This window comes from Streptomyces sp. NPDC005017 (genome assembly GCF_042873115.1).
Lineage (GTDB): Bacteria > Actinomycetota > Actinomycetes > Streptomycetales > Streptomycetaceae > Streptomyces.
The window spans coordinates 342,759-363,326 of sequence record NZ_JBIALD010000001.1; the positions used below are offsets into that span (position 1 = coordinate 342,759).

Consider the following 20,568-nt stretch of genomic DNA (forward strand, 5'->3'; position numbering starts at 1 on the left):
ACGCTGGGGACGTGCGGGAACGCGCTTCACTGCTGGGCGCCGACGGCGACGGAGAGCACGCCGGCCCATGCCGCGTCCCGTGAGGGAACGAGTCGGGAGCCCGGCTGGTCACCGCCGCGCCGCAGACCCGCGGTCCGTTCGAACGCCTCCGGGCCGGGGGCCGGGCCGTGTGCGTACGCCGGTTCGCGCGCCCCCGCCGCCCCGCCGGCCGTCGAAATCGGCACGTCGTCCGGAGGTTCGGCGACGGCGTTCCGCGGGGGACCCGGGGGAATGCGCATGACCGGCTTTCCCTTTCGTGCGATTTGCTGGCTATAAGGGCGGGTCGGGAGGTCCGCAACTGTAGCCGTTATCCGTACTAATCCTCCGAAAATGGGCATGTGTGTCGGAATCGTGAAGTCTGGCCTTCGGTGAGATCACCCCATTGGCGGCACAACTCATCGGCGTGCCATGCGTTTTCACAACGCCGGGCATCCCCGCCCTGGTGTCTTGTGTCAATCTCCAAGGAGCTCCTCTCCATGTCGCGTATCGCGAAGGGCCTGGTCCTGACCTCTGCCGCTGTCGCTGCCGTCGCCGGCGGTGCCGGTGTGGCCGCCGCCGACTCCGACGCGGTGGGCGGCGCCGCCCACTCCCCGGGTGTGCTGTCCGGCAACGTCGTCCAGGCTCCGATCCACGTCCCGGTCAACGTCTGCGGCAACACCGTCAACGTGATCGGCCTGCTGAACCCGGCGTTCGGCAACACCTGCGTCAACGCCTGACGCGTTCTCGCGAAGCCGGCCGTCCTCCCGCCCCAGGGAGGGCGGCCGGCTCGTCGTTGCGGGTGTGCACGGTTCCCTGCTCCGAACGGGGGTTCCGTGCAGAGGGTGCGGATCGCTCTCGACAGGCCCTTCGGCCTGGGGTGATGCCCGCGCGGGTGGTGATCGGGTCCGACGGGTGGGAGGCGTGACGTGATCGATCGGTTGCGGAGAGCGAACGTCACTCCCATGGTGGACACGAGATCTGACGCACCACCGAAAGGAACACGTATGCGCGGTCTGCCCGTAAGGCGTATCGGTACCACCGCCCTGTGCGCCGCCCTCGTTCTCGGGATCGCCGGTCCGGCCGCGGCCGGCAGCGGTTCCGGTCAGGAGCGCACCCGGGCGGCGTCCCGAGCGCCCGTCCCCGGGGCCGACTCGCTCCTCGCCCAGGTCGAGAACCTGGGCGACATAGGCACCCTCACCCCTGTCACCGACCTCGTCGACACCGCGCTCAAGGCGGAGAACGGCCGGCTCACCGCGGAGCAGGCCACCCGCCTGGGCGAAGCCGCCCGGGCGGCCGTCGCCCAGGCGGTGGCCGCGGACCCCTCCCGCCCGACGCTTCCTCAGACACCCGCCGCGCCCACGGTGCCCATGGCTCCGGACACGGCCACGGCACCCGCCGTCCCCGCCGAGCCGGGGCTGCCCGCCCTCACCCGCGGCGCCGACCGGGCGCCGTCCGCCGACCTGCCGGACGACGCGCTCGCCGGCCTCCAGAAGGCGGTCGAGTCACTGCTCGCGGCCGTCACCTCGGGGAACGTCGCCGGTGTGCTCCCGGCGGCCACCGCCCTCGTCACCGGCCTGGTCGACCTGATCGCCTCGGCACTGCCGGGCGGCGGACTGCCCGCGCCGAGCCTGCCGGGGCTGCCCCAGCTGCCCGGCCCGCCGGTGAGCCCGCCGGAGCTGCCGCCGGGCGCTCCGGAACTGCCCGCGAGCACTCCGGAGCTGCCGGTGGCACCCGCGGTGCCGGAGGCGCCCTCGGTCCCGGCGGAGGCACCGTCCGTCCCGGTGGAGGTGCCCTCCGTCCCGGCGGACGCGCCGCCGCTCCCGGTGGACGCGCCCGCGCTGCCCGCCTCGGGGCTGCCGCCGCTCGTCTGACACGGCACCGCGGCCGTCACCGCCGGTTCCGCAGCGCGCGCGGGCCGGCGGCGACGGACGTTGTGGCTGCCGTTGTGGCTGCCGTTGGGACGGCCCCTCGCGCGTGTCGGCGGGGGACGGCCGTTCAGGCGGTCCCTCCCCCGCAGTCGGCGAGGTGGCCCCTCCCGGCGACCGGCCTCGCTCCGGTCGCCCTCCGGCTCTCCTCCCTGCGACCGGCCTCGCTCCGGTCGCCCTCCGGCTCTCCTCCCTGCGACCGGCCTCGCTCCGGTCGCCCTCCGGCTCTCCTCCCTTCTCCTCCCTGCGACCGGTCCCGCTCCGGTCGCCCTCCGGCTCTCCTCCCTTCTCCTCCCTGCGACCGGTCCCGCTCCGGCTCTCCTCCCTGCGTAACCGATCCCCTCCCTGCGTAACCGATCCCCTCCCTGCGTAACCGATCCCCTCCCTGCGTACCGATCGCCTCCCTGCGTACCGAATTCCGCATGCGGAACCGGGATCACGGAAATTTCCCCCGCCTTCGGAGTTTCCGCTCCGGCGTCATCTCGTTGTGCACGGCGTCAGAATTCCCCCCGGTGACACGAGTTGCCGAAGAAAGGAACACGATGAAGTCCCTGAAGGCTGCCGCTGTCGTTGCCGGTTCCCTGGCCCTCGCCGGTGCCGCCGCACCCGCGTTCGCCGCCAGCTCCGCCGACCTCACGCCCACCAGCCTCACCGGCGCCGTCAACAACGTCACCAGTGGCCGCCTCCAGCCCGGTGTCGCCGACGCGATGCCGCTCCAGCACCAGTCGGACGCGCTGAACACCGAGAACCCCGAGTCCGTGCTGAACACGGTCAAGGGCGCGACCACCGCGCTGAACTCCGCGGGCGGTCTGCTCGGCGGCCTGCCGCTCCAGGGCTGACGAATTCCGGGCCCTTTTCCGCGATTCCGGGGCCCGGGAAAGCGCGGAGAGCCGACACCGTGCCGTGTCCCACGCCTTTCCGGGTGCGTGGGGCGCGACGCACGGTGTCGGCTCTCTCCATCTCCGTCCCCGCGCTGTTCGAGAGGCCGTCCCCCGATCGTGTGGAGCCCGCCCGCGGGGTCCCCCGGTCGGGTGAGAACCCGCCCGGCGGTGTTCCGCCCCGTCGGTATGGTCGCGCGGTGACCTCAACCCCCAGCGCAACCCGCCCCTTCCACCCCGCCGATCTCGGCACCCTCGTCGTCATGGCGTGGAGCGGCGAGGCCCCCGACGGCGGCGACATGCCCTACCTGCTCGCCTACTGCCTCGGCGACGGCCCCGGCGGCCCCGAGGCGACCAGCGAGGCCGTGGCCCGACTGCTCGCCGACAAGGGACTGCCCGTCGGCGGAGACCTCGTCGACGGCAACGTCACGTCCAACGTGCCCGCCAGCCTGCTGGTCGAGGCCGGCCAGGCCGTGCTCACCCTGCCGCCGCTCAACGCCCAGTGCCCCGCCCCGCCCGAGTGGCTCGCCGCCGTCGGCGAACGCGGCTACGCCTACCTGGTGTTCACCACGCGCCCCTGGCCCGAGGCCGCGCCCGGCCGTCCGGTCGAGCCCGAGGCGCTGGCCGCGTTCGCGGGCGCGGAGGAGACCCTCACCGCCGCCGCGCACGTCGTCCTGCCCGCGCGCAGCCTGCGCGTCTGAGCCGGGGTGACCGCCGCCGCGGGACAGCGGGTGCGGCACACGGCGGGCTCCGGCCGCGGCTTCGCCCTGCTGCTGGTGATCACCGGCGCGGCCGGACTGCTGGCCGCCTGGGTCATCACCATCGACAAGTTCAAGCTCCTGGAGGACCCCGACTTCACGCCGGGGTGCAGCCTGAACCCGGTCGTGTCCTGCGGCAGCGTCATGGAGAGTGACCAGGCCGAGGCGTTCGGGTTCCCCAACCCGATGCTGGGCCTGGTCGCCTACGGCATCGTGATCTGCGTCGGTGTCGGCCTGCTGGCCGGGGCGGTCTTCCCGCGCTGGTACTGGCTGACCTTCCTGGCCGGCTGCCTGTTCGGCATCGGCTTCGTCTCCTGGCTCCAGTTCGAGTCGCTGTACCGGATCAACGCGCTGTGCCTGTGGTGCTGTCTGGCGTGGATCGCCACGACCGTCCTGTTCTGGTACGTCCTCGCGCACACCGTCCGCCAGGGCTTCCTGCCCGCGCCGGCCTGGGCCCGTACGTTCCTCGACGAGTTCGCCTGGGTGCCGCCGGTGCTGCACCTGGGAGTGATCGGCATGCTCGTGCTGACGCGCTGGTGGGATTTCTGGACGAGCTGACGTCCCCGCGAACGCGGCGTACGAACGGTCGGCGTGCGGGGCCCGGACGGGAGACACCGTCCGGGCCCCGCACGTGCGCCGTTCCTCCTATGGACCTACGGAAGGTGACCGCGCGGGCCGGACGGCGGTTACCGGTGCGGGGTGCACACGGCACACCGAACCGGACGAGGAGAGCGCGATGGTCGTTGGTGTCGGCGGAGTGGCGGTCGGGGCGGAGCAGGGTCCCGCGAGACGGGCGAGCGGAACCCGGCGCGACATGCTGCGCGGGCTGGCCGCGTCGGCGGGCGCGCTGGCGCTCGCGCCGGTGGTCGCCGCCTCCCGGCCGGTGCGCGCGGAGCCGGCCGACGGCCGCCCGGGCGAGGAGGCGTTCGACGAGGTCTACCTCGGCCACCACATCCGCGGGATCAAGACGCTGCCGGGCCGCACCTTCGGCGACGGCGAGTGGCACGTCACCGTCGACGGCCGGCCGCTCCAGCTGATGCGGCGCGCCGACGGCACCTGGCTGACCATGGTCGACCACTACGCCTCCTACGCCACCCCGCTGGAGGCGGCCCGTGCCGCCGTCGAGGAACTCGGCCCGGCCCAGAAACTGCGGGAGACGACCCGCCACCACCAGCACGGCACACAGCAGGGGGGACACGGCCATGGCGTACGTCCGTAAGGACGTCAGCACCCTGACGAGCGCCGAGCGGCGCCGGTTCGTCAAGGCGATGCTGGAGCTCAAACGGCGCGGCGAGTACGACGAGTTCGTACGGATGCACATCGAGTACTACGTCGCCGACGGGGAGGGCGGTCTGCGCACCGCCCACATGGCCCCGTCCTTCCTGCCCTGGCACCGGCAGTTCCTGCTGGACCTGGAGAAGGCGCTGCGGCGCGTCGACCCGTCCGTGACGCTGCCGTACTGGGACTGGACGCGCAACCGCGCCGCGAACTCCGTGCCGTGGACGTCGGACCTGCTCGGCGGCAACGGGCGCAGCTGGGACCGGCAGGTGACCACGGGGCCGTTCGCGTACCGGACGGGGGCCTGGACACTCAAGGAGGGGGTGACGGACGCCGAGTTCCTCACCCGGGACCTGGGCCGGGCCCGCGCCCCGATCGCGCTGCCGACGGCGAGCGACGTGGAGTGGGCGGTGAAGGACCCGGTGTACGACGTGGCGCCATGGAACTCCACGTCCGCCCGGGGCTTCCGCAACAAACTGGAGGGCTGGGGGACCGGCTCGGGCAGCGCGGCCTGGCGCAACCACAACCGGGTGCACCGCTGGGTCGGCGGGGTGATGGTCGGCGGGGCCTCGGTGAACGACCCGGTCTTCTGGCTGCACCACGCCTTCATCGACCTGCTGTGGCAGCGCTGGCAGCGGCGGCACAGCGTGCACCGCTATCTGCCCGCCCGTCCGCCGGGCTCGGGCGATCCGCAGCGGGGCCGGGTCGTGGCGCGGCTGGAGAAGCTGCCGCCGTGGGACGTGACACCGGACCGGCTGGAGGACGTCAGCCGGATCTACCGCTACGCCTGAGCGGCGGTGACGTCCTCCGCGGGAACAGGCGAGAGCCCCGGCGCACGGAGTGCCGGGGCTCTCGTGAGCGGTCGTGGACGAACCGTCAGCCGCCGTAGCCGTAGTCGTCCTCGGCCTCGTGGCCGTCCACGTTGGCGCAGGTGTTGCCGAACGCGGGGTTCAGCAGACCGACCACGTCGATCGTGTTGCCGCACACGTTGAGCGGCACGTGGACGGGGACCTGGACGAGGTTGCCCGAGAGCACGCCGGGCGACCCGACGGCCTCGCCGGCGGCGCCGGCGTCCGCCAGGGCCAGGCCGGCCCCGCCGATGGCCATGGCACCCGTGCCGAGGGCCACCACGGCCGCCTTCGCGATGCGAGACATCACGTTCTCCTTCTTGCTCGACTGAAGAGGGCGACGGCAGGTCTCGCCGCCGCACTTCCCCTTCAACGCGGGGGGTGGGGGCGGGTCACGGTGGAGACGGCCGGATCACTCTTTCCGAACAGCGCGGACCGTTCCGCGCGAGCGGACGCGCGGGGCTCCGCGCGGGCCGGACGGCGAGGGACGCCCCCTTCGGGGAGGCTTCGGGCGGACGCGGGAGCGGGCGTGGGGGCGTGCGCCACGCCCCCACGTGGTCCCGGTAATTCACCTCCGGCCTGGCGGCGGCCTGCACTAGCCTCGCGGGATGACGACGAGCACGCGGACGGCGCAGGACGAGGACGAGACAGCGGGCCCAGGACCCGGCACCGGCCTGCCCGGGGAGCGTTCCCCCGAGCGGCTGATCGGGCTGTTCGCCGAGGAGAGCCGGGTACGGGCCTTCGCGGCGGTGGCCCTCGGGGCGGCGAGCCCCGCGGAGGTGGCCGAGCGGGCCGGGCTGACCGCCAGGGGTGCGGCCACGGCCCTGGCGCGGCTGCGGGAGCACGGCGCGGTGACCAGCGGACCCGACGGGGAGCTGGGCGTCGCGTACGACGTCTTCCGCGACCTGGCCCGCGCGGGACGGCCCAGGCCCGCCGACGGCCCCGGCACGGGGGACACGCGCACCGACATGGTCCTGCGCACCTTCGTCCGCGAGGGCCGGCTGGTACGGCTCCCGGCCCGCTGGAACCGCCGGGAGCTCGTCCTGCGGCACATCGCCGAGCAGAGCTTCGTGCCGGGCATCGCCTATCCGGAGCGCGTGGTCGACGAGAAGCTGCGCGCCTGGTGCGAGGACGGCGACGTCGACCATGTGACCCTGCGGCGATATCTGGTCGATCTGCGGCAGCTGAGCCGCAGCGAGGGTGTGTACAGGCGCTTGGCCTGACAACGTTGTGCCTCGCCCCGTACAGGCGAGAAGACCGGCGTCTTCGCTGGTCGAAGGGAACTTGCGCCCCCGGCAGGACTCGAACCTGCGGCCAAGCGCTTAGAAGGCGCCTGCTCTATCCACTGAGCTACGGGGGCCGGGTGTGGCCTCGGTCGTGGTGCCCGGGTGCGGACTGAACCCCGACGTCGCCGGGGACAAGGATAGGGCTCCCCGATCCGTGTCCCTGCCGCCTCGCCTCCGTGGCTCGATGTGGAGGTTCGGTGAAGCGGTCCTGATAATCGCAGGCAGTGACGAATCGTGCATCGCTTTTGACGTCTCGGACCACGGGTGTTGTGCACTCGTTATGCCTGGACTCGACGGGTGTCCCGGACGCCCCTTCCGCCCCTTCTGTCCCGTCGGCACGCAGAGATGCCTATATGCTTCAGAATTCCCCTGAAATTGGGCATTCTTCGCATGTGGTGACCTTGGACGTACGGCCTCAGCTGCTCGACGCACTCTCCGCCCTGCGCGACCGTGTCGCCGCCGCACGCTTTCCGCTGCCCCTGGCGGGGGCCCCACGCGCGCGTGCCAACCGCGACGAACTGCTCGCGCAACTGGACGACTATCTGGTGCCCAGGCTCAGAGACCCTGAAGCACCCCTGCTCGCCGTCGTCGGCGGATCCACCGGGGCGGGCAAGTCCACCCTGGTCAACTCCCTCGTGGGACGGCGGGTCAGCGAGGCGGGCGTACTGCGGCCGACGACCCGGACACCGGTGCTGGTGTGCCACCCGGAGGACCATCACTGGTTCAGCGGCATGCGGGTGCTGCCCGACCTCACCCGCGTCTGGGTGCCCCACCAGGAGCCCGAGGACCTGCTGCTGCCCGGCGAGCATCCCGCGCGCGTGCTGCGCATCGAGACCGCCGACTCCCTCCCGCGCGGCCTCGCCCTCCTCGACGCCCCCGACATCGACTCCCTCGTCGCCGACAACCGGGTCCTGGCCGCCGAACTGATCTGCGCCGCCGACATCTGGATCATGGTCACCACCGCCGCCCGCTACGCCGACGCCGTGCCCTGGCACCTGCTGCGCACCGCCAAGGAGTACAAGGCGACCCTGGTGACCGTCCTCGACCGGGTTCCCCACCAGGTCGTCTCCGAGGTGTCCCGGCAGTACGGCGCCCTGCTCACCAAGGCCGGCCTCGGCGAGGTGCCCCGGTTCACCGTGCCCGAACTCCCCGAGTCCGCCTGGGGCGGCGGATTGCTGCCCGCCAGCGCGGTGGCCCAGCTGCGCGCCTGGCTGGTGCACCAGGCCCAGGACCCGGGCGCCCGCCAGTACGCCATGGCCCGCACGGCGTACGGCGTCCTCGACTCGCTCAAGACCCGGATGCCCGAGCTGGCCGGTGCCGCCGCCGCGCAGTACGCCGCCGCCCTGCGGCTCACCGCCGCCGTCGACTCCGCCTACGACAGCGAGCACACGCGCGTGCGCAGCCGGCTCCAGGCCGGAGCCGTGCTCGCCGGAGGCGCCCTCAAACGCTGGCGGGCCTTCCCCCTCGACTGCACCCCCGCCGAACTGCTCGACGCGCTCGTGGACAGCCTCGGCGCCCTGCTGCTGTGCGCCGTCACCGCCGCCGACGAGCGTTCCGACGACGCCTGGCGCCGCGAGCCCGCCTCGGGCGCCCCGGAGCTGCTCGCCGCCCGCGAGCTGCAGGCGGAGAGCGCCGAGCACCGCATCGGGATGGCCGTACGGCGGTGGCGGCGCGAGCTGGAGGAGTTCGCCGAGGAGGAGATCCGGGGCGTCGAGCGGAGCCAGGCCCCCGACCCCGAGGCGATCGCCGCGCTGGTCGCCACCGCGCTGCTCGGCGGACGCCGGGCGCGCTCCGCGGGCGAGCGGCTCGCCGAGCGGCTCGGGGCGCACGGGGCGCTGCGGCTGCGCGACCGGGGCGGACGGCTGCTCGCCGAGCACGTCGACCGCGTCCTGCACACCGAGCGCGAGCGGCGCCTCGCCCCTCTCGACGGCCTCGACGTGCATCCCGAGCCGCAGGCCGAGCTCATCGCCGCGCTGTCCGTACTTCAGAAGGAGAGGTGACCGGTGACCGCCGTCGCTGACCAGGACCACACGGACCACTCGGATCGCTCGGATCGCTCGGATCGCTCGGACCGCTCGGACCGCTCGGACCGCTCGGACCGGACGGACCGCTCGGACCGGACGGGTCCCGCGGAGCACGACGCTCCCACCGGCGGCCCCGGCGAGTCCGCCGACGGGGACCGGGGCGGGCACGGCCGGGACACCGCGGGGGAGGCCCCGCGCGAGCCGGCCGCCGCGGAGACCGCACAGGCGCCCGGCGAGGCGCCTCGAAAGGCGGCGGACGGCGCCCACGCGCGCGTGCCCGGAGAGGAGACCGCGGGAGCCGGCCCCGCCCGGCGTACGGACGACCCACGGCGTGCCGACGGTGGTGAGGCGCGGCCCGAGGAGGGCGCGGGCGGCTGGGACGACGGGCTGATCGCGCGGCGCGTCAACGAGGACGAGCAGCCGGCGGCCGCCGCGGCGGAGAGCCGGGTGTCCGCGCCGCTGACCTCGGCCCCACTGGCGTACGACGGCGCACTGCGGTCCCGTCTCGACGCGCTGCGCGAACTGGTGGGGCTCTCCCGCACCCGGCTGGACAGCCGCACGCTCGCCGAGGCCGGCCGCGTGCTCGACGAGGCGGCAGCGCGGCGCAGGCTCTCCGGGCAGCACACGGTCGTCGCCGTCGCGGGCGCCACCGGCAGCGGCAAGTCGCAGCTGTTCAACGCGCTCGCCGGGGTGGCGATCTCGGAGACCGGCGTACGACGGCCCACCACGGCCCTGCCGATCGCCTGCACCTGGAGCGACGGGGCGGCGGCCCTCATCGACCGGATCGGCATCCCGGGCCGGCTGCGCCGGCGGCCGGTGCAGAGCCCGGAGGCGGAGGAGCAGCTGCGCGGGCTGGTCCTGGTCGACCTGCCCGACCTCGACTCCGCCGCCGTGCAGCACCGCGAACACGCGGAACGGGTGCTCGCGCTGGTCGACGCGGTGATCTGGGTCGTGGACCCGGAGAAGTACGCCGACGCCGTGCTGCACGAGCGCTATCTGCGGCCGATGGCCGGGCACGCGGAGGTGATGTTCGTCGTCCTCAACCAGGTCGACCGGCTGCCCGGGGAGGCCGCCGAACAGGTCCTCGACGATCTGCGCAGACTGCTCGACGAGGACGGGATCGCGCTCGGCGAGTACGGCGAACCCGGCGCGCACGTGCTCGCGCTGTCCGCGCTCACCGGGGACGGGGTCGGGGAACTGCGCGAGGCCCTCGGTCAGTTCCTGGCCGAGCGGGCTGCCCCGGCGCGGCGGATCGCCGCCGATCTGGACTGCGCCGCGGCGGGACTGCGGCCCGTGTACGCGACCGGGCTGCGGACGGGGCTGAGCGAGGAGGCGCGCGACGAGTTCGCCGCCCGGCTCGCGGACGCCGTGGGCGCGACCGCGGCCGGCGAGGCCGCCGAACGGGCCTGGCTGCGCAACGCCAACCGGGCCTGCGGGACGCCGTGGCTGCGGCTGTGGCGGTGGTACCAGGACCGGTACGACCCGGTGACCGGGCGGCTGGCGCAGCGTTCCCCGGCGGACGAGGAGGCGACCGCGCGGCAGCGGGTGGAGCAGGCCGTGCGGATCGTCGCCGAGCGGGCGGCCGTCGGGATGCCCGCGCCCTGGGCGCAGGCGGTCCGGGAGGCGGCGGCGCGCGGCGCCCACGGGCTGCCCGAGGCGCTGGACGAGCTGGCGGCCCGTGCGGGGCTGCCGTCCGGGAGGCCGCCGCGGCCGGGCTGGTGGCCGGTGGCCGTGCTGTCCCAGGCGGCGATGACGATCCTTCAGGTGGTCGGCGGGCTGTGGCTGGTCGCGCAGATCGTCGGGGTCATGTCGCCGAACCTGGGTGTGCCGGTGCTGCTGATGGTCCTCGGGATCGTCGGCGGACCGCTGGTCGAGTGGGGCTGCCGGATGGCCGCGAGGGGGCCCGCCCGGCGCTACGGGCAGGAGGCCGAGCGCAGACTGCGGGAGGCGGCCGCGGGGTGCGGGCGGGCACGGGTGCTGGATCCCGTGGCGGCGGAGCTGCTGCGGTACCGGGAGGTGCGGGAGCAGTACGGGAGGGTTGTGGGGGTGGGGTGAGGGCTTGATGCCTGAGAGGCCGCTGGGGTGTGGGGCGAGGTCCTGAGGGCTTGGGAGTCTGCGTGGGCCGTGGGCGTGGGCCGTTGGCTGAGGGCTTGAGGGTCTGCGGGGGCGTGGGTCACCCGGGCGGGTGGCGGGGTTTTCCACAGGCCGGGGGAGGGTCCACAGGGCGTGGCGGGCCTCGTGCCGGGCGGGCAGTCTGGCATCGCAGCCGTACGGGAGCGGCCCGTACGGGAGTCCGCCCGGTGGGAGACGACCGGGCGCGGGAGGGGTTCGCGATGAACGAGACGATGATCTGCGCGGTCGGCCGGGTGGCCACCCAGCCGGTGTACCGGGAGCCGGCGACGGGGCCGTCGGCGCGGTTCCGGCTGGCCGTGACCGCGCGGTACTGGGACCGCGAGAAGAGCGTGTGGACCGACGGGCACACCAACTTCTTCACGGTGTGGGCCAGGCGCCAGCTGGCCACCAACGCGGCGGCGTCGCTGAACGTGGGCGATCCGGTGCTGGTGCAGGGCCGGCTGAAGGTGCGCCAGGACGTGCGCGAGGGGCAGAACTGGACCTCGGCCGACATCGACGCGGTGGCGATCGGCCACGATCTGGGGTGGGGGACGTCGGCCTTCCGGCGGGGCGGCGCGAAGGCGGAGGCGGGGGAGGAAGGCGCGGCGGGGCGGCCCGAGCCCAACTGGGAGACACCGGTGGCGGATTCCGCGCAGGGGCCGGACGGTCCGGACGGGGCAGTCGGGCCGGAGGCCGGGGACGCCTCCCGCTCGGCCCAACGGACACGCGAACCGGCAGCGGTGACATGACGTCAGCCGCCTGGGACGGACCCGGTCCGAACCCCGACCCACCGGCCGGAACGCCGTGCGCCACGCCGGACGTGACACCGGACGTGACACCGGACGTGACGCCGAACGCACGGTCGGCGCGCGGTGAACGAACTGGTGGATTTGTCGATAAGCCCTGCTCGTGGGCCGGTTCCGGCGATAACGATTGCGAGTCGGATCACCGGTCCGACGATATGACGGGGCGGAGGGGGCGCGCGGCCTACCTAGGATGCCGAGAGCAGCTCTCGGGGCTGCTGATGCTGCTGGTGGGACCCGGGGCCGGTGCGACCGCCGGCCCAACTGGCCCCGCGAGAAGGGGAATCGCGTGATGTCTTCGCTCACCGCGCCCGTCGCGGTGTCCGTGCGCGGGCGGGGCGCGGTGCGCCTGGCCGCCGCGACGCTGGTGTCCGGGCTCGTCGCCGCCGGTGTGCTGGCCGCCGCGCAGCCGGCCGCCGCCGACGAGGCGCCGCAGCGAGGACAGGGCGGGGCCGTCGCCACCATGGGCGGCATGGAGACCTACGGCACGGCGGTCATCCACGGCGAGGCCGGGGACCAGGAGGTCCCGGCGGGCCTGTTCGAGATGTCCGTCGAGGGCGGCGGCACGCTGCGCACGTACTGCGTGGACCTCTACCACCCGACGCAGCGGGAGGCGAAGTACCGCGAGGCGTCCTGGAGCGGGACCTCGCTGGGGGCCAACAGGAACGCGGGCAAGATCCGCTGGATTCTCCAGAACTCCTATCCGCAGGTGAACGACCTCGCGGAGCTGGCCCGGCAGGCGGGCATCGGCGGGGGCCTGACCGAGCAGGACGCGGCGGCCGGCACCCAGGTGGCGATCTGGCGCTGGTCCGACGGCGCCGACGTGGTGGCCCTCGACCCGCAGGCGGAGCGGCTGGCCGACCATCTGGAGAAGAGCGCCCGTTCCCTGGCGGAGCCGAACGCCTCGCTGACGCTGGACCCGCCCGCGGTGTCCGGGCGGCCCGGGGGGCTGCTCGGCCCGGTGACCGTGCACACCAACGCACGGAGCGTGACGCTGACGCCGCCCGCGGACTCGGTGGCCGGCGGGGTGCGGATCGTCGGCAAGGACGGCGAGCCCGTCACCACCGCGCGCAACGGAAGCCAGCTGTTCTTCGAGGTGCCCGAGGACACGGCGCCCGGCTCGGCCGAGCTGACCGTGCAGGCCTCCACCACCGTGCCGGTCGGCCGTGTCTTCGCCGCCGAAAGCCGCAGCCAGACGCAGATCCTGGCCGGGTCCAGCGAGTCGACCGTCTCGGCCACGGCGAGCGCGACCTGGGCGGACAGCGGGGCGATACCCGCCCTGTCGGCCCGTGAGAACTGCGCCGAGGGCGGGGTCGACCTCACCGCCGCCAACACCGGCGACGAGCCGTTCACCTTCGAGCTGATGGGCATCGAGCACACCATCCCGGCCGGGACCACACGCACGGTGACCGTCCCGCTCCAGGAGGACCAGGCCTACGACTTCACGATCACCGGCCCGGACGGCCACGCCAAGCGCTTCAGCGGCGTCCTCGACTGCCGCACCCAGGGCGACACCAGCGCCGACGAACGCACCCAGCTGATGACCGAGCCGAGCCCGGCCACGGTCGGCGGCACCCCCGCCGACGTCAACCTCGCCAGCACCGGCAGCACCGACGTCACCCCCCTCATCGGCGGCGCGGCCATCGCCCTCGTCCTCATCGGCGGCGCGGTCCTCGTCCTCCTCCGCGACCGCCAGCCGGACCCGGACGCCTGACCCTGGCCCCGGGCCGGCCGCCGGGGGCGAGAACGGCCCGCGACGGCCCGGCGTCCTGAGGGAAAGCGCAGGTCATGGGGTCACAGGGTTACGTATTTCCGCCTGAGGGTGGCCGCCGGCCAACTGGCTAGGGCTACGGGTCGGAAGGTTCTGACATCCACGGCTGACATCAACCTGGCGTGAGTCGAGGCATGTGGACCTTGATCCATGCGCTTCAGCGGTCAGGTTGCGGTGGGGAGGAAGTGCCCGAAGTCGGTCAACCAGTCGGTCCGTGGTGATCGACCCTGGGCCGTCTGTGGGCCGTCCGAGGCCCCCCGAGGTCATCCGGCGACGACCGGCAGTGGCGGTCGACCCGACAGCGACAACCAGCAAACCGGCAGGTCAGGGGCTCCCAACCATACGTATTTCCCCCGAGGGGTAGCCGTCCGGCAAGATGGGGTGTATCTGCCCACTGCCAGATTTCAAGCTGCCGGACGGTTTCTCTTGGCTGAGTACATCTACACCATGCGCAAGACGCGCAAGGCACACGGCGACAAGGTCATCCTTGACGACGTAACGCTGAGCTTCCTGCCCGGCGCGAAGATCGGTGTGGTCGGACCGAACGGTGCCGGTAAGTCCACCGTTCTGAAGATCATGGCGGGGCTCGAGCACCCCTCCAACGGTGACGCGTTCCTGTCGCCCGGCTACAGCGTCGGCATGCTGCTCCAGGAGCCGCCGCTCGACGAGTCCAAGACCGTTCTGGAGAACGTGCAGGACGGCGCCGCCGAGGTCATGACCAAGCTCAAGCGCTTCAACGAGGTCGCCGAGCTGATGGCGACCGACTACTCGGACGCGCTGCTCGACGAGATGGGCAAGCTCCAGGAGGACCTCGACCACGCGAACGCGTGGGACCTGGACACACAGCTGGAGCAGGCCATGGACGCCCTGGGCTGCCCGCCCGGCGACTGGCCCGTCACCAACCTCTCCGGTGGTGAGCGCCGCCGCGTCGCGCTGTGCAAGCTGCTGCTCGAGGCCCCCGACCTGCTGCTCCTCGACGAGCCCACCAACCACCTGGACGCCGAGTCCGTGCAGTGGCTGGAGCAGCACCTCGCGAAGTACCCCGGCACCGTCGTCGCCGTCACCCACGACCGGTACTTCCTCGACAACGTCGCCGAGTGGATCCTCGAGCTGGACCGCGGCCGCGCCCACCCCTACGAGGGCAACTACTCCACCTACCTCGACACCAAGGCCACCCGCCTCAAGGTCGAGGGCCAGAAGGACGCCAAGCGGCAGAAGCGCCTCAAGGAAGAGCTGGAGTGGGTGCGCTCCAACGCCAAGGGGCGGCAGGCCAAGTCCAAGGCCCGTCTGGCGCGTTACGAGGAGATGGCCGCCGAGGCCGACAAGATGCGGAAGCTGGACTTCGAGGAGATCCAGATCCCGCCGGGCCCGCGCCTGGGCTCCATCGTCGTCGAGGTCAGCAACCTCTCGAAGTCCTTCGGCGAGAAGGTCCTCATCGACGACCTCAGCTTCACGCTCCCGCGCAACGGCATCGTCGGCGTCATCGGCCCGAACGGCGCCGGCAAGACCACGCTCTTCAAGATGATCCAGGGCCTCGAGACCCCGGACTCCGGCGCGATCAAGGTCGGCGAGACCGTCAAGATCTCGTACGTCGACCAGAGCCGCGAGAACATCGACCCGAAGAAGACGCTGTGGGCCGTCGTCTCCGACGAGCTGGACTACATCAACGTCGGCCAGGTCGAGATGCCCTCGCGGGCGTACGTCTCCGCGTTCGGCTTCAAGGGCCCGGACCAGCAGAAGCCGGCCGGCGTGCTCTCCGGCGGTGAGCGCAACCGCCTCAACCTGGCACTCACCCTCAAGCAGGGCGGCAACCTGCTGCTCCTCGACGAGCCGACCAACGACCTCGACGTCGAGACCCTCAGCAGCCTGGAGAACGCGCTGCTGGAGTTCCCCGGCTGCGCCGTGGTCGTCTCCCACGACCGCTGGTTCCTCGACCGGGTCGCCACGCACATCCTCGCCTACGAGGGCGAGTCCAAGTGGTTCTGGTTCGAGGGCAACTTCGAGTCGTACGAGAAGAACAAGATCGAGCGGCTCGGCCCGGACGCGGCGCGTCCGCACCGTGCCACCTACAAGAAGCTGACCCGGGGCTGACCTCTTGCGCCACCACTACCGCTGCCCGCTGCGCTGGGCGGACATGGACGCGTACGGCCACGTCAACAACGTGGTGTTCCTTCGCTATCTGGAGGAAGCCCGGATCGACTTCCTGTTCCGTCCGGAGAAGGACTTCCAGCAGGGGTCCGTGGTGGCGCGCCACGAGATCGACTACAAACGGCAGCTCGTCCACCGGCACAGTCCCGTGGACATCGAGCTGTGGGTCACGCAGATACGGGCGGCGTCCTTCACCCTCACCTACGAGGTGAAGGACGACGACCAGGTGTACGTGCGGGCCTCGACGGTCATCGTGCCGTTCGACTTCGAGGCCCAGCGGCCGCGCCGGATCACCGCGGAGGAGCGGGAGTTCCTCGAGGAGTACATGGACGACGGCGTCTCGGCGGACGCCGTCTCCGTCGGCTCCGGGTCCGGTTCCGGTGACAAGGAGGAGGCCGTCGCCGCATGACGGTGCTCCACCTCGCCGACGAGGGGGAGGCGGCGGATCTCGCGGCCTTCCTCTCGCGGCTGCTGCACTACGACCGTGCCGCCGCGGTGCGACTTCAGGCCGCGGGCACGGCGCTGGCCGTCTTCGGGCGGCCGCCGTCCTTCGAGGTGCTGGCGATCCGCGCGGTGCGGCTGGCCAAGCCGTACGAGAACGGGCTCGACGTCACGCTCGACGTGACCGTCTCCGTGGGTGAACTCCTGGAGGGGGTCGACGAGTCGGCCGCCACGGTGACCGTGCCGGGGGCGGTGACCGGGCCCGCCTGGGCCGGGGTGCTGCCGCCCCGGGGCGGGTGGGAGCCGGTGAGCGGGCTGCCTGGGGCCGACGCGTTGCGGGGTCTGGTGGCGGCGGGGGTCGCCGAGTTCCGTTCCCGGAGCGAGGAGTTGGGCGCGGAGGGGCGTACGCGGGGGGAACTCGACCGGATCGGGCGGGAGATCTGGTCGCGGACCGTGGGTGACACGGGAGTGCCTGTGCGGGTGGTGCATGCCGCGCAGGCGCTTGGGTTTCTGCGGGGTGGGGATCCCGTGCTGTTCTCCTCCGGGGGGTGGCTTCGGTTGCGTACGCCGTACGGGTCGGTGGCTCTGCGGAGGGGTGGGCTCGGGGCGTTGGGTGTGAGCGTGCGGTAGTGCGCCTGCGGGGGTTCCGGGGTCCGGTTTCCGGGGTTCCAGGGGGCTGGCTCGGTGGGTGCGACCGGGTCGGTGCGCAGTTCGGCCGGGACCGGCACGGCGTCGGCGGTGAGCGGGGCGAGGTCCGGTCTGCTGGTCGTGCGGGCGGGCCTGGTGGGCGATGTTCAGATCGGTCGTCCCGGGCACCCTTCGGGCCTGGCCGGGCAGCCGGTCCGGAAGGGGCTCGACCGACTCGACGCGGGCGCCGGCGCCGACGGAGAGCAGGGCGGCCTCGTCCCGGGCATCGGCCACGCCGGCCAGGACCGAGCAGCCGAACGCGGCCGTGGTCGGCGCGGTCGACAGCGCCAGCAGCGGCAGCACCGCGGAGACCGTGGTTCGGCCCGCACGGGCGGGGGACAGACGGCCGACCGCGCCCCGCAGCCGCGCGGCGGGACGGGCGAGCGCCGGGACGTCGGCCGGGGAGCGCCCGGCCGGCGGGGGTCAGTCGGCGGTGTTGACCATCGAGGCGGCCGCGTACTCCAGGTAGTTCCAGAGCGTGTGCTCGTGCTCCTCGGAGAGGCCGAGCTCGTCCACGGCCACGCGCATGTGCCTCAGCCAGGCGTCGTGCGCCGCGCGGTCCACGGTGAAGGGGGCGTGGCGCATCCGCAGCCGGGGGTGGCCGCGGTTCTCGCTGTACGTGGTCGGCCCGCCCCAGTACTGCATGAGGAACAGCGCCAGGCGCTCCTCGGCCGGGCCCAGGTCCTCCTCGGGGTACATCGGCCGCAGGAGCGGGTCCTCGGCGACCCCCTCGTAGAACCGGTGCACCAGGCGGCGGAAGGTCTCCTCCCCGCCGACCTGCTCGTAGAAGGTCTGCTCCTGAAGCGTGCCGCGCCGAATCTCTCTCACGCCCCCATGCTCTCAGACAGGGGGACGGAGGACTCAAGGCCTAGGACCGGCCCGGGGCACGGCTCCCTCCGGAGGGACCCGCGACACGGGCCCCTCCGGCGGAACTCCGGTCAGCCCCGGCGGACGGTGATCGTCGTCCACGCCCCCACGTGGACCCGGTCGCCGTCCTGGAGCGGGATCGGGACGAACGGCTGGATCGGCTCCTCCGAGCCGTTGACCGTCGTGCCGTTGGTGGAGTTCTGGTCGACGATCGCCCAGTTGCCGTCGGGCTGCTGGACCAGCACCGCGTGCTGGTGCGAGACGCCCGGGTCCTCCGGCGGTACCGACAGGTCGATGTCGGGGGTCTCGCCGGTGGAGTGACGGCGGCGGCCGATGGTGACCTGGTTGCCGGTCAGCGTGCGCTGCTGCTCCGGCGAGTACGCGGGCAGGTTCAGCCCCGCGGCCTCGGGACCTGAGCGGTGCATCATCGCCATGAAGTACTCGCGGTCCGGGCCGATCGTCGCCGTCCAGGTCGCCGGGCGCGGAGGTGCGGGCGGGGCGCCCTGTCCGGGGCCGCCGGGCTGCGGGTAGCCGTAGCCGCCGGGCATGCCGGGAGCGCCGTGGCCACCGGGTCCGGGCATGCCCGGACCACCGTGGCCGCCGGGACCGCCCGGAGCGCCGGCCGACGGCGGCGAGAGCACCCAGTCGTCGTCACCGCCGGTCGCCGGGCCCTGCGGGAACCCGGGGGCGGGCGGGGGCGGGGCCGGCTGCTGGAACGCCTGCGGGGCGCCGGGCACACCCGGGCCGCCGGGACCCATGCCGGGCATGCCCGGGGTCGGCCCCGGCGGGGGCGGGACCGGGCGGGACGGATCGGCGCCGTAGGGCGGGATCGGCTCGGCGGGGCGGTTCATCTGCGACGGCCGCGAGTCGCGGTAGTCGAAGGAGTCCGTGCCGCCGAACGACGGCCCCGCGGGCGGCCGCTGGTACGGCGCGCCCTGCCCGCCGGCCGGCGGACGCGGGGCGGCCGGGGTGTACGAGGTCGCCGTGTTGGTCAGGAAGTTCCACCGGCACTCCTCGCAGAACGGCGCGCCGCCCTCACGGGGCGTACGGCACTGCGGGCACAGCTCCGGCTGCCGGTCCGGTACACCGGACAGATGCGGGGCACCCGGGCCGCCGGGCGCGGGGGGCGGTGACGGGAAGCCGTAGCCGCCGGGCGCCGGGGGCGGCGGGGGCGGCGGCGGAGGTACGGCACCGGCCATGCGGTGACCGCACACCTCGCACCAGTCGTCGGAACCCGACTGGTGTCCGTTCGGGCAGGTCGGCATGTCGGCGCGTCCCCCTTTCCTTCACAGTCCTGCAGCGGTCGTACTGCGTCACTTCTTGACACGAACGGTCTTGGTGGACCGGGTCTCGAGAGTCATCTCGTCGGCCTCCGCGACCTTCGCCTTCAGTCGCACAGTACCCGCCGCCGCGTCGACCACGTCCACCACCTTCGCAAGCAGTTTCGCAGTATCGGCGTTTCCGGAGGCGCTCGCGAGCTGAACGGCACGGCCCAGTTTGGCCGTTGCTCCGTCCATATCGCCCGCTTTGCGTGCGTCCAGGCCCTGCTGGATGACCTGTGCCAGTTCGGCCTGGCCGGTGTAGTGGGCGACCTGAGGGTTGATCGACGTGGAGGCGGCCATGTCGTCGGTCCACACGGCCCGCACCAGGCCCTGCGCGCCGAGGTTGCGGACACTGCCGTCGGGCTCCGGGATCACCAGCGAGACCCGGGCGGCCAGCATCTCCTGGCCGACGTTCGCGGCCGGGACCTCGACACAGACGTGGTAGTCACGGGACTCGTCGCCCCAGGAACCGGTGGGATAGTCGCCCGCGCGCGGCCCCGCCTCGGTGCGCCGGCCCGTCAACTCCTCGACGGTGGGCGCGACCTGCTTGACGAACCGGATCGTCGTGCCGACCGGCGTCCACAACCGCAGGGCCACGTCGGCGACCTCCTTGCCCATCGCCGTCTCCATCATCCCCGTGAAGTCGGCGGCGAGCGCGGCCGGGTCGGCGACGATGTCGGCGGTGCCGAGCAGCGCCGAGGCGATCCCTGTGACTTCTTTCACTTCCCAGTCGGTGCCCACGCCCCGCGCGTCACAGGTGAACCGGCCGGCGCAGTCGTCCAGCGCGGCGCGCAGATCCTCGGGTGACTCGTGTTCGTTGCGGCCGTCGGTGAGCAGGATGCCGTGCCGGATGGCGACGTCCGCCGAGGACAGCAGACGGTCGGCGAGCCGGAGCCAGGTGCCGATCGCGGTGCCGCCGCCCGCGCTCAGCCGGCGCAGCGCCTCCTTGGCCTCGGCGCGGGTGCCGGCGTCGGCGACCGCGAGCCGCCCGCCGCCCGGGTACACCTCCTTGGCGACGTGCGTGCCGCCGATCACCGCGAAGTGCACGCCGTCGCGCAGGGTGTCGACCGCGGCGGCCGTGGCGTCGCGGGCGTTGCGCATCTTGGCCGGCGGGTAGTCCATCGAGCCCGAGCAGTCGACCATCACCGCCACCGCCGCCGACGGGCCCTGGCCGGGCGTGTAGACGTGCGGCGCGGTGACCGCGCTGCCGATGGTGCCGCCGCCGGTGGCGGTGACGGTGACGATCGCGTTGACCTCACGGCCGCCCTGCGGCAGGTACTCGTTCTGGTACACGTCCACCGAGAACTGCGGCACGTTCGGTTTCGAGAAAATGGCCATGCCTGTCACATCCCCCTCGACGACCCCGCCGCGGCGGGGCGATGACTGTGGGCGGACCGGTCCC

20 protein-coding genes and 1 tRNA gene are annotated in these 20,568 nt (G+C 73.3%); 15 read left to right on the forward strand and 6 right to left on the reverse strand.

From position 1 onward, the window contains the following. Positions 1–26 precede the first annotated feature (26 nt). On the reverse strand, positions 27–278 hold the full coding sequence (locus ACFYR0_RS01450; RefSeq protein WP_389320432.1) for a hypothetical protein: 252 nt from the start codon (positions 276–278) through the stop codon (positions 27–29). A gap of 237 nt (positions 279–515) precedes the next feature. Here ACFYR0_RS01450 and ACFYR0_RS01455 point away from each other — a divergent pair, with 237 nt between their 5' ends. The 7 genes from ACFYR0_RS01455 to ACFYR0_RS01485 all read left to right on the forward strand — a co-directional run bounded on the left by ACFYR0_RS01455 (position 516) and on the right by ACFYR0_RS01485 (position 5,648). Next, positions 516–755: a chaplin gene (locus tag ACFYR0_RS01455; RefSeq protein WP_386387346.1), complete on the forward strand. Its 240-nt coding sequence runs from the start codon at positions 516–518 to the stop codon at positions 753–755. Between the two features lie 267 nt (positions 756–1,022). Further along, positions 1,023–1,889, forward strand: a complete 867-nt coding sequence (locus ACFYR0_RS01460; protein WP_389320435.1) for a hypothetical protein — start codon at positions 1,023–1,025, stop codon at positions 1,887–1,889. A gap of 596 nt (positions 1,890–2,485) precedes the next feature. Further along, the gene (locus ACFYR0_RS01465; protein WP_386385418.1) at positions 2,486–2,782 is read left to right on the forward strand and encodes a hypothetical protein; all 297 of its coding nucleotides are present in this window, start codon (positions 2,486–2,488) and stop codon (positions 2,780–2,782) included. A 239-nt stretch (positions 2,783–3,021) separates the two neighbouring features. After that, entirely contained in the window at positions 3,022–3,522 is a 501-nt protein-coding gene (locus ACFYR0_RS01470) for a DUF5949 family protein (RefSeq protein WP_389320438.1), read from the forward strand. Between the two features lie 6 nt (positions 3,523–3,528). Beyond that, a complete protein-coding gene (locus ACFYR0_RS01475; RefSeq protein WP_389320441.1) occupies positions 3,529–4,137 on the forward strand; it encodes a vitamin K epoxide reductase family protein in 609 nt (202 codons plus the stop codon). 178 nt (positions 4,138–4,315) lie between these two features. Continuing rightward, entirely contained in the window at positions 4,316–4,798 is a 483-nt protein-coding gene (locus ACFYR0_RS01480; RefSeq protein ID WP_389320444.1) for a tyrosinase family oxidase copper chaperone, read from the forward strand. Next, complete coding sequence (locus ACFYR0_RS01485; protein ID WP_386385425.1) at positions 4,782–5,648, forward strand: tyrosinase family protein; 867 nt, start codon at positions 4,782–4,784, stop codon at positions 5,646–5,648. The genes ACFYR0_RS01480 and ACFYR0_RS01485 overlap by 17 nt, the downstream gene beginning before the upstream one ends. 85 nt (positions 5,649–5,733) lie before the next feature. On the opposite strand, the gene ACFYR0_RS01490 is transcribed toward ACFYR0_RS01485, so the two are convergent. After that, the gene (locus ACFYR0_RS01490; protein WP_389320447.1) at positions 5,734–6,012 is read right to left on the reverse strand and encodes a chaplin; all 279 of its coding nucleotides are present in this window, start codon (positions 6,010–6,012) and stop codon (positions 5,734–5,736) included. 301 nt (positions 6,013–6,313) lie between these two features. On the opposite strand from ACFYR0_RS01490, the gene ACFYR0_RS01495 reads away from it, so the two are divergent. Continuing rightward, the gene (locus tag ACFYR0_RS01495) at positions 6,314–6,928 is read left to right on the forward strand and encodes a DUF2087 domain-containing protein (RefSeq protein ID WP_389320450.1); all 615 of its coding nucleotides are present in this window, start codon (positions 6,314–6,316) and stop codon (positions 6,926–6,928) included. A gap of 64 nt (positions 6,929–6,992) precedes the next feature. Here the strand turns inward: ACFYR0_RS01495 and ACFYR0_RS01500 are convergent. Continuing rightward, a tRNA-Arg gene (locus ACFYR0_RS01500) sits at positions 6,993–7,065 on the reverse strand. A 318-nt stretch (positions 7,066–7,383) separates the two neighbouring features. Between ACFYR0_RS01500 and ACFYR0_RS01505 the strand changes: the two genes are divergently transcribed. The 7 genes from ACFYR0_RS01505 (at position 7,384) to ACFYR0_RS01535 (ending at position 16,920) form a co-directional block, all read left to right on the forward strand. Continuing rightward, complete coding sequence (locus tag ACFYR0_RS01505) at positions 7,384–8,991, forward strand: dynamin family protein (RefSeq protein WP_389320453.1); 1,608 nt, start codon at positions 7,384–7,386, stop codon at positions 8,989–8,991. 3 nt (positions 8,992–8,994) lie between these two features. Further along, positions 8,995–11,070 carry a GTPase gene (locus tag ACFYR0_RS01510; RefSeq protein WP_389320457.1) on the forward strand — a complete coding sequence of 692 codons (2,076 nt, stop codon included), beginning with the start codon at positions 8,995–8,997 and terminating at the stop codon, positions 11,068–11,070. Between the two features lie 278 nt (positions 11,071–11,348). Next, complete coding sequence (locus ACFYR0_RS01515; protein ID WP_389320460.1) at positions 11,349–11,876, forward strand: single-stranded DNA-binding protein; 528 nt, start codon at positions 11,349–11,351, stop codon at positions 11,874–11,876. Positions 11,877–12,222: 346 nt separating this feature from the next. Further along, positions 12,223–13,644, forward strand: a complete 1,422-nt coding sequence (locus tag ACFYR0_RS01520; protein WP_389320463.1) for a Cys-Gln thioester bond-forming surface protein — start codon at positions 12,223–12,225, stop codon at positions 13,642–13,644. Positions 13,645–14,127: 483 nt separating this feature from the next. Next, positions 14,128–15,792 carry an energy-dependent translational throttle protein EttA gene (gene ettA, locus ACFYR0_RS01525; protein ID WP_389320466.1) on the forward strand — a complete coding sequence of 555 codons (1,665 nt, stop codon included), beginning with the start codon at positions 14,128–14,130 and terminating at the stop codon, positions 15,790–15,792. A gap of 4 nt (positions 15,793–15,796) precedes the next feature. Continuing rightward, a complete protein-coding gene (locus ACFYR0_RS01530; protein ID WP_389320469.1) occupies positions 15,797–16,258 on the forward strand; it encodes an acyl-CoA thioesterase in 462 nt (153 codons plus the stop codon). After that, on the forward strand, positions 16,255–16,920 hold the full coding sequence (locus tag ACFYR0_RS01535) for a hypothetical protein (RefSeq protein WP_389320472.1): 666 nt from the start codon (positions 16,255–16,257) through the stop codon (positions 16,918–16,920). The genes ACFYR0_RS01530 and ACFYR0_RS01535 overlap by 4 nt, the downstream gene beginning before the upstream one ends. Positions 16,921–17,400: 480 nt before the next feature. Here the strand turns inward: ACFYR0_RS01535 and ACFYR0_RS01540 are convergent, their stop codons facing one another. The 3 genes from ACFYR0_RS01540 to ACFYR0_RS01550 all read right to left on the reverse strand — a co-directional run bounded on the left by ACFYR0_RS01540 (position 17,401) and on the right by ACFYR0_RS01550 (position 20,504). Next, a complete protein-coding gene (locus ACFYR0_RS01540) occupies positions 17,401–17,805 on the reverse strand; it encodes a globin (RefSeq protein ID WP_386385452.1) in 405 nt (134 codons plus the stop codon). 110 nt (positions 17,806–17,915) lie between these two features. Continuing rightward, positions 17,916–19,109 carry an FHA domain-containing protein gene (locus ACFYR0_RS01545; protein ID WP_389320475.1) on the reverse strand — a complete coding sequence of 398 codons (1,194 nt, stop codon included), beginning with the start codon at positions 19,107–19,109 and terminating at the stop codon, positions 17,916–17,918. A gap of 48 nt (positions 19,110–19,157) precedes the next feature. After that, positions 19,158–20,504: a VWA domain-containing protein gene (locus ACFYR0_RS01550; protein ID WP_389320478.1), complete on the reverse strand. Its 1,347-nt coding sequence runs from the start codon at positions 20,502–20,504 to the stop codon at positions 19,158–19,160. Between the last annotated feature and the right edge of the window lie 64 nt (positions 20,505–20,568).